The 8,945-nt window shown below is 33.6% G+C and carries 7 protein-coding genes; all 7 read left to right on the top strand.

All coding sequences use genetic code 11. From position 1 onward, the window contains the following. Positions 1-16 precede the first annotated feature (16 nt). Positions 17-2,239, top strand: a complete 2,223-nt coding sequence (locus B0A75_RS12715; protein WP_089054640.1) for an NADP-dependent isocitrate dehydrogenase — start codon at positions 17-19, stop codon at positions 2,237-2,239. A gap of 148 nt (positions 2,240-2,387) precedes the next feature. After that, positions 2,388-4,769, top strand: a complete 2,382-nt coding sequence (locus B0A75_RS12710) for a TonB-dependent receptor (protein WP_089054639.1) — start codon at positions 2,388-2,390, stop codon at positions 4,767-4,769. A gap of 38 nt (positions 4,770-4,807) precedes the next feature. Further along, positions 4,808-5,656, top strand: coding sequence for a DUF4249 domain-containing protein (locus B0A75_RS12705; RefSeq protein ID WP_089054638.1), 849 nt, complete (start codon positions 4,808-4,810; stop codon positions 5,654-5,656). After that, positions 5,640-6,122: a GyrI-like domain-containing protein gene (locus tag B0A75_RS12700; protein WP_089054652.1), complete on the top strand. Its 483-nt coding sequence runs from the start codon at positions 5,640-5,642 to the stop codon at positions 6,120-6,122. Before B0A75_RS12705 ends, B0A75_RS12700 begins: the two co-directional genes overlap by 17 nt. Before the next feature lie 45 nt (positions 6,123-6,167). Beyond that, positions 6,168-6,614 (top strand): DinB family protein, encoded by a 447-nt coding sequence (locus tag B0A75_RS12695; protein ID WP_089054637.1) that lies wholly within the window; start codon positions 6,168-6,170, stop codon positions 6,612-6,614. 122 nt (positions 6,615-6,736) lie between these two features. After that, entirely contained in the window at positions 6,737-7,399 is a 663-nt protein-coding gene (locus B0A75_RS12690) for a thiamine diphosphokinase (RefSeq protein WP_089054636.1), read from the top strand. 214 nt (positions 7,400-7,613) lie between these two features. Then, positions 7,614-8,564, top strand: coding sequence for a 23S rRNA (adenine(1618)-N(6))-methyltransferase RlmF (gene rlmF / locus B0A75_RS12685; RefSeq protein WP_089054651.1), 951 nt, complete (start codon positions 7,614-7,616; stop codon positions 8,562-8,564). Positions 8,565-8,945 lie beyond the last annotated feature (381 nt).

Here is an 8,945-nt window from a genome sequence, read left to right as displayed (position 1 = left end):
AAAAAAAAAAAAAAAAATGACACAGAATTCAAAAATTTTTTACACCTTAACTGATGAGGCGCCGTTATTAGCGACTTACTCTTTATTACCTATTGTTCAAGCTTTTACTTCCACAGCTGGTATTGCTATTGAAACTAGAGATATCTCGTTAGCAGGAAGAATTTTATCTAATTTCCCTGAGTCTTTAACAGATGCTCAAAAAACAGGTGACGCTTTGGCTGAATTGGGTCAATTAGCGACAAAACCAGAAGCTAACATTATCAAGTTACCAAACGTTTCTGCATCTGTACCACAATTAAAAGCTGCTATTGCTGAATTGCAATCACATGGTTATAACATTCCTAATTTCCCAGAAGATCCACAAAACGATGCTGAAAAAGAAATTAAAGCAAAATATGCAAAAGTATTAGGCTCTGCAGTAAACCCAGTTTTACGTGAAGGAAACTCTGATCGTAGAGCTCCAAGAGCCGTTAAAAACTTTGCAAAAGCAAACCCGCACTCAATGGGTGCTTGGTCTGCAGACTCAAAAACTAAGGTAGCTTCTATGCCAAATGGTGACTTTTACGGAAGCGAAAAATCACTTACGGTTACTGAAGCTAATGATGTAAAAATTGAATTTGTTGCTAAAGACGGTTCTACAACTGTTCTTAAAGCAAGTACTCCTTTAAAAGCTGGTGAAATTATCGACAGCTCTGTAATGCATTTAAAAGCATTAAAAAGTTTTGTTGCTGAAGCAATTGCTGAAGCTAAAGCTGCTGGGGTTTTACTTTCTGTGCACTTAAAAGCTACAATGATGAAAGTTTCAGATCCAATTATCTTTGGCGCTATCGTTGAAGTTTATTTTGCTGATCTTTTCAAAAAATACGAAACTTTATTCAAAGAATTAAACATTGATACTAGAAATGGTTTAGGTGATATCTATGCAAAAATTGCAGGAAAACCTGAGCAGGCTGAAGTTGAAGCTGCAATCAATGCCGCTATCGAAAACGGACCAGCTCTTGCAATGGTAAATTCTGATAAAGGAATTACAAACCTACACGTTCCTTCTGATGTAATTGTAGACGCATCTATGCCTGCAATGATTCGTACTTCTGGACAGATGTACAACAAAGAAGGAAAACAACAAGACACAATCGCCATTATCCCAGATCGTTCTTATGCTGGAATTTATACTGCAACTATCGATTTCTGTAAAAAACACGGTGCTTTTGATCCTAAAACAATGGGAAGTGTTCCTAACGTTGGATTAATGGCCCAAAAAGCAGAAGAATACGGATCTCACGATAAAACTTTCCAATTGAAAGAAGAAGGTGTTGTTCGCGTTGTTGATGCAAATGGAACTGTTTTAATGGAGCAAAACGTTGAAGCAAATGACATTTTCAGAATGTGTCAGGCAAAAGATGCTCCTATTCAAGACTGGGTTAAACTAGCTGTAAACAGAGCTCGCTTATCAAGTACTCCTGCTGTTTTCTGGTTAGACGAAAACAGAGCGCATGACAGAGAATTGATTGCAAAAGTTCAAAAATACCTTAAAGATTACGATACTACAAACTTAGATATTCGCATTTTAAACCCAGTTGCTGCAACTGAATTTACTTTGGATAGAATCATCAAAGGTTTAGATACTATCTCTGTGACTGGAAACGTTTTACGTGACTATTTAACAGATTTATTCCCAATTTTAGAGTTAGGAACTTCTGCAAAAATGTTATCTATCGTTCCTTTAATGAACGGTGGCGGATTGTTTGAAACTGGTGCTGGAGGATCTGCTCCTAAACACGTTGAACAATTTACAGAAGAAGGATATTTACGTTGGGATTCATTAGGAGAATTTTTAGCTCTTGGTGCTTCTTTAGAGCATTTAGGACAAACTTTAAACAATTCTAAAGCAATTGTTTTAGCTGAAACTCTTGACGAAGCAAACGATAAATTCTTAGCAAACGATAAATCTCCAGCTCGTAAAGTTGGACAAATCGACAACCGTGGTTCTCACTTTTATCTTGCATTTTATTGGGCTCAGGCTTTGGCTGCTCAAAATAAAGATGCTGAATTAAAAGCTATCTTCACTCCAATTGCTGCTGAATTTGAAGCTAATGAAGCTAAAATTGATGCTGAATTAATTGGTGCACAAGGAAAACCTCAGACTCTTGGCGGATACTATCAGCCAACGCCTGAATTGGTAAGCAAAGCAATGCGTCCTAGTGAAACATTCAATGCAATTATTGCTAAAATAAAATAATTCAGCCGCACCGTTGTGCGTCTCTATAATAAATACAGAAAGGACAACTCGCAAGGTTGTCCTTTTTTTATTCTTAACTAATGTTTAACAAAATTCAGTCTGCTATATTTAGTAAGAATTATTAACTATGTAGTTCAAAACCAAAGCAATGATTACAAAAAAGATTAGTTTACTTCTTATCCTTATTTTTACCACATTTGCTTCTTTTTCTCAGGAAAAATTTACCCTCAGCGGAACCATAAAAGATTCTAAAAACAATGAAAGTTTAATTGGTGTAAACGTTTACATTCCTGCTTTAAAAATTGGAACAACAACAAACGAATATGGTTTTTATTCCCTTACAGTTCCCAGCGGCGAACATGAAATTGAAATTAGTTATTTAGGCTACCAAACCATTCATAAAACCATTATTTTAGATCAAAACACTAAAAATAACTTCTCGATCAGCGAAAGCGGTCAAGAACTTCAAGAAGTTGTTATTAAAGATAATAAAGGCAAAATAAACATTAAGTCGCCAGAAATGAGTGTCAACAAACTCTCTATTTCTACCATTAAAAAAATGCCTGTCGTATTAGGTGAAGTCGACGTTATTAAATCCATTTTACTGCTTCCGGGAGTAACTAATGCAGGCGAAGGTGCATCAGGATTTAATGTGCGAGGCGGCGGCGCTGATCAAAATTTAATTTTATTAGATGAAGCTACAATCTTTAACTCCTCACATGTATTTGGTTTTTTCTCTGTTTTTAATCCAGATGCAATCAAAGATTTAAAATTGTATAAAGGAGGAATCCCTGCCAGATTTGGCGGCCGTGCCTCTTCAGTTTTAGATATTTATCAAAAGGACGGAAGCAGCAAAAATTTTCACATGAACGGAGGAATTGGTTTAATATCAAGCCGATTACTTTTAGAAGGTCCAATTGTAAAAGACAAAGGTTCTTTTTTAATTGGCGGAAGAGCTTCATACGCTCATTTATTCTTAAAACTATCCGAAGAAAACAAAGACAACTCAGCTTATTTCTATGATCTAAATGCGAAATTCAGTTATAAATTAAACGACAACAACAGCTTATATTTATCTGGTTATTTTGGAAGAGACGTTTTCAGTCTTAATAAAAACTTTACGAATACTTACGGAAACTCTACTTTAAATCTTCGTTGGAATCACTTGTATTCTAATAAACTATTCTCAAATTTATCCTTGATATACAGTGATTATTATTATGGTCTTGATTTGGATTTTGTTGGTTTCAAATGGGATTCAGGTATCAAAAACTATAATATTAAATACGATTTCAAAAACTACATTTCGGATAAATTCAAACTAAATTATGGCTTAAACGGGATTTATTATGATTTTAATCCCGGAACTATTAAACCAAGCAATACTGCATCTGGAATAAATCCAGATCAACTGGATCGAAAATATGCATTTGAACCATCAATTTATTTAGATGCCGAAAACCAGCTTTCTAAAAAAATAACGCTGGCTTATGGATTACGCTACAGTTTGTTTTATCGTTTAGGCGCATCGACCATTAATTATTATGACAATAATAATCCTGTCCTTTTTAACACGGATATGCAGATTTACGAAAAAGCAGCTCCATCATCTACAAAGTATTTTGGTTCTAATAAAGTCATTCAGAATTACAACAACTTAGAACCAAGATTCTCTGTCTCTTATCAATTAAATGACGATCAAGCAATAAAAGCAAGTTACAATCGCATGGCGCAATATCTTCAGTTAATTTCAAATACCTCATCTCCTACTCCGCTGGATGTCTGGATGCCTAGTGATAATTACATCAAACCGCAGCTTGCTGATCAAGTCGCTTTAGGGTATTTTAGAAATATTAATAACGGTGTTTATTCTCTTGAAGTTGAAACCTATTATAAGAAAATCAAAAACAGACTAGATTATATTGATGGCGCTGATTTAATTGCAAATGACGCGATTGAGCAAGTAATTTTAAACGGACAAATGCGTGCATATGGCGTAGAAATTATGATGAAGAAAAATGAAGGTAAATTTAATGGATGGATTTCTTATACATTATCTAAGTCAGAACAACAAACACCGGGAAGAACTCCAGAAGAAACAGGCATCAATAACGGACAGTGGTACAGTTCTGCTTATGACAAAACACATAATTTAGCTGTAACATCAGCTTACAATTTAAACGATAAATGGTCGTTTGGCGCTAATTTTATTTTACAATCCGGACAACCTGTAACTTACCCAAACGGTCAATATGAGTATTTAGGAATTACAGTTCCAAGTTATGGACTTCGAAATAAAGATCGCTTACCTGCTTATCATCATTTAGATATTTCGGCCACTTTAACACCAAGAAAAAACAAAGACAGAAATTGGAAAGCCGAATGGGTTTTTAGTATATACAATCTCTACAATCGCCAAAATGCAGCATCAATCAACTTTAGGCAAAACCTAGATACAGGAGTAAATGAAGCCGTACGATTGTCAATCTTTGGTATGGTGCCTGCTGTTAGCTATAATTTTAAATTTTAAAGAAGTTTCAGTTCTGTAGAGAAACAAAAAGATATGTTATGAAAAAAATTATTTTATTAATCGTATTATTTACATCTGCGCTTTTTACAAGTTGTGAAGAAGTTGTAGAGGTTGATCTTGATACAGCACCTCCAAAATTAGTAATTGAAGCCTCTATAAACTGGCAAAAAGGTACATCGGGAAAACAGCAGGCAATAAAATTAACTACAACTACGGGATATTTTGAAAATAAGGTACCAATAGTTTCTGGAGCTGTTGTTTATATTAAAAACAGTAAAAACAAAAGATTTAATTTTACTGAAGTCCCAAAAACAGGTCGCTATATTTGTAATGATTTTGAGCCAAAAATTGAAGAAACCTATACATTAACCATTATTAGCAGCGGAAGCACTTACACCGCAAGTGAAACTCTAAAATCTGTAGCGCCCATAACTAGAATTGAACAGAATAATAAAGGCGGTATTACAGGAACTGATATAGAAATAAGAGCCTTTTATAACGATCCAGCAAACGAGGATAATTTTTATTTGTATAAATACGAGTATTCAAAAAAAGTAACCTCTACTTATTATGTTGCCGAAGATAAATTCTATCAAGGCAATGAATACTTTAGTAAATCAGATGATGAAGATATTGAAGTAGGCAATGAGATTCAAGTAACACATTTGGGCATCTCAAAACAATATTACAATTACATGAGCATTTTAGTAAGCATTGCAGGAAGTAATGCTGGAGGCCCGTTTCAATCACCGCCTGCAACTGTAAGAGGAAACATTATCAACACAACAGATAAGGCAAATTATCCGTTAGGGTATTTTGCACTCAGCGAAACTGATTCAAAAAAATATATAATTGAACTAAATGATAAAAATGGAAGCACAAATTAAAATCGCAACCGAAAAAAAACTCATTGGAAAACGAATCAATATGTCATTTATTGAAAATCGAACGTTTCAATTATGGAGCAGCTTTATGCCAAAACGCCGTGAAATTAAAAATTCAATTGACTCTAATTTATATTCTTTAGAAGTTTTTTCACCAAACCATTTTGACAATTTTGATCCCAATAAGAGTTTTCAAAAATGGGCAGCAGTAGCCGTTACTAATTTTGACGTAATTCCGTCAGAAATGGAAACACTTGTAATTCCAACTGGTTTATATGCCGTTTTTATTCATTATGGTCCAGCATCTGAAGGACATAAAACCTACCATTCTATTTTTGCAGAATGGCTTCCAAAATCAGAATATACTGTTGATGACAGGCCTCATTTTGCAGTAATGGATCATAAATACAAAAAAGACGATCCAAACTCTGAAGAGGAAATCTGGATTCCGATAAGAAATAGAGACTAATTTTCAACATCATCTTTATTATTCTTAATTTTCAACTAAAAAAATATGCTGGTAGAAACATTAAAATCACTATTCAATCGGGATTTGAATAAATTAAAAGTCGAAATAGAATTGTACCAAAATGAAAATCAGCTTTGGGCAATCGACAAAAATATTTCAAACTCTGGCGGAAATCTTTGCCTTCATTTAATTGGCAACATCAACACTTATATTGGTGCCGAAATAGGAAAAACAGGATATGTTAGAAATCGTCCTTTAGAATTTTCTCTAAAAAATATTCCTAAATCAGAATTAATTGGTAAAATCGAAGAAACCATTATAGTGGTAAATAACACTCTTGATCTTTTATCCGAAGAAGATTTAAACGCCATTTATCCGCAGATTGTTTTCGAGAAAGAAATGACTACAGGATTCTTTTTCGTTCATCTTTCGACACATTTAGCCTATCATCTTGGACAAATTAATTATCACAGACGATTATTGGATTTATAATTGTAGATTTTAGAGTGTTGCTTTTAAATTGTTCGAAAATCTTTTTCAAAAAAATCTAAATTCTAAAATCAGAAATCTAAAATTGTAAACAGTACCTTTGCGTCACATTCAAAAAAAATAACATGTCATCACACCATATAGTTCGCGACGATCAGGAACCCGCTTTAATAATTGCAAACGGCGCCGCCTGCAATCCTGAATTATTGGGACAATTATTAGAATGGTCTCCGCTTGTTATTGTATTAGACTCAGCTATTGAGCGTGTTATAGATTTAGGCATAAAAATCGATGTCCTTTTAGGTGATTTTGATCGTGGTTTTGATCCCGAGGTATATAAAACTTCACAATATCCTATCGAAATCGTTCACACGCCGGATCAAAATAAAACTGATTTAGAGAAAGCTTTTGATTATTTAATAGAAAGAAAAATTCCTGCTGTAAATGTAGTTTGGGCTACTGGAAGACGTGCAGATCATACGATTACCAATCTTACCAATATTGTTCGTTACCGCAATTTACTTAAAATTGTTATTCTCGACGATCATTCAAAAATATTTTTACTGCCTACAAAATTCGAAAAATGGTATACTGCCAAAACACCAATTTCGTTAATTCCAATTGGAGTTGTAAATGGCATTTTTTCCAAAAATCTAAAATACGAATTGCAGGACGATACGCTTACAATGGGTTACAGAACAGGAAGCAGTAATTCTGTAGAACAAGATGGACTCGTAACTATAACGCATCGTGAAGGTGATTTACTTTTAATGGAGTGTTTTGATTAGAAACATTTAAAAATAAAAAGTCCCAGCGGGACGTAATATTTATAGATCAAAATCTCTTATTCTAATTAAAGCCCCAGCGGAGTGACACACAAAACCTATGTCGCTCCGCTGGAGCTTTTGTTTTAATTATAAATTAATTGGCTATAAATATTACGCTCCTTTGGAGCTTTCTTTAAAGGAAGGAATACCTATCTTTGCACAGAAATCAATAAAAATGAAAGCAGAAAACAATTCTCAAAAAGACAATTTACATCCTAGAAATATTCATCGCTCACGCTATGATTTTAAATTGCTTATTTCAAATTGTCCTGAATTAAAAGCTTTTATTTCTATTAATAAATATGGTATTGAAACCATTGATTTTAGTAATCCGCTTGCTGTAAAAACGCTAAACAAAGCTTTACTTCAAACCTATTACGAAATTCAAAACTGGGATATTCCTAAAAACTATCTTTGCCCTCCAATTCCAGGCAGAGCCGATTATATTCACTATATAGCCGATTTATTGGCAGAAACGAATAATGGTCAAATTCCCGAAGGTAATTCTGTTTTAGGATTAGATATCGGAACGGGCACAAATTTAATCTATCCGATATTAGGAAATTCGATTTACAATTGGAGTTTTGTTGCAACGGATATTTATAAAACTTCAATCGAAAACTGTAGTAAAATTATCGAAGCTAACCCCAAATTAATTGATACAATTAGTTTACAGCAGCAGACAGAATCTCGATTTATCTTTAAAAACATCATTATTCCCGAAGATCGTTTTACATTCACTATGTGTAATCCGCCTTTTCACGCATCAGCAGAAGAAGCGAATAAAAGCACTTCTAGAAAAGTATCCAATTTAAATCCGAAGGAAAAGAAAAACACAAATCCAGTATTAAATTTTGGAGGTCAAAATGCTGAATTATGGTGCAATGGCGGTGAAATTGGTTTTGTAACTCAAATGATTTACGAAAGTGTAAAATATGCTTCGCAAGTTTTATGGTTCACAACATTAGTTTCTAAAAAAGAAAATCTATCCTCTATTTACAAAACCCTGAAAAAAGTAAATGCAGTTTCGGTAAAAACCATCGAAATGTCGCAAGGGCAAAAAAACAGCCGTATCGTGGCTTGGAGTTTTTTGAGTAAAACCGAGCAGCAAAAGTGGACGCATTAAAATATTGATTTTCAACTTCAAAACCTTGATTTTATAATTTGCTTTTGGTAAGTTTACTATAAACTATTCAATATCAAAATCATGGCAGATTATATTGGTTACCTAGCATCATTTTTTATTGTAGGAGGTTTTTTATTGAAAGACCTCAAAAAAATACGTTTAATTAATTTTTTCGGATGCATGTGTTTTGTGATATACGGCATCTTTTTAAAAGATTACAGAGACGTTAGTCAATGGCTTCTCCCTGTTATTATTCCCAACGGAATTTTAGCATTGGTACAAGTCTATCACTTAACTGTGCAAAAAAACGAACCTTAGAATTATGATATTTTAAAACAAAATTCTGATACAGAAACACTTTTCTAGAATTGTATCTTTAGC

This window comes from Flavobacterium oncorhynchi (assembly GCF_002217355.1).
GTDB classification, from domain to species: Bacteria; Bacteroidota; Bacteroidia; order Flavobacteriales; family Flavobacteriaceae; genus Flavobacterium; species Flavobacterium oncorhynchi.
Note: the sequence above shows the minus strand (reverse complement) of the source record. Positions and strands in the feature narration are given on the sequence as shown.

Coding starts and splice junctions, on each gene's coding strand:
- B0A75_RS12695 (WP_089054637.1), top strand. CDS start 6,168: ATGCTGGTAGAAACATTAAAATCACTATTCAATCGGGATTTGAATAAA.
- rlmF (WP_089054651.1), top strand. CDS start 7,614: ATGAAAGCAGAAAACAATTCTCAAAAAGACAATTTACATCCTAGAAAT.
- B0A75_RS12715 (WP_089054640.1), top strand. CDS start 17: ATGACACAGAATTCAAAAATTTTTTACACCTTAACTGATGAGGCGCCG.
- B0A75_RS12710 (WP_089054639.1), top strand. CDS start 2,388: ATGATTACAAAAAAGATTAGTTTACTTCTTATCCTTATTTTTACCACA.
- B0A75_RS12700 (WP_089054652.1), top strand. CDS start 5,640: ATGGAAGCACAAATTAAAATCGCAACCGAAAAAAAACTCATTGGAAAA.
- B0A75_RS12690 (WP_089054636.1), top strand. CDS start 6,737: ATGTCATCACACCATATAGTTCGCGACGATCAGGAACCCGCTTTAATA.
- B0A75_RS12705 (WP_089054638.1), top strand. CDS start 4,808: ATGAAAAAAATTATTTTATTAATCGTATTATTTACATCTGCGCTTTTT.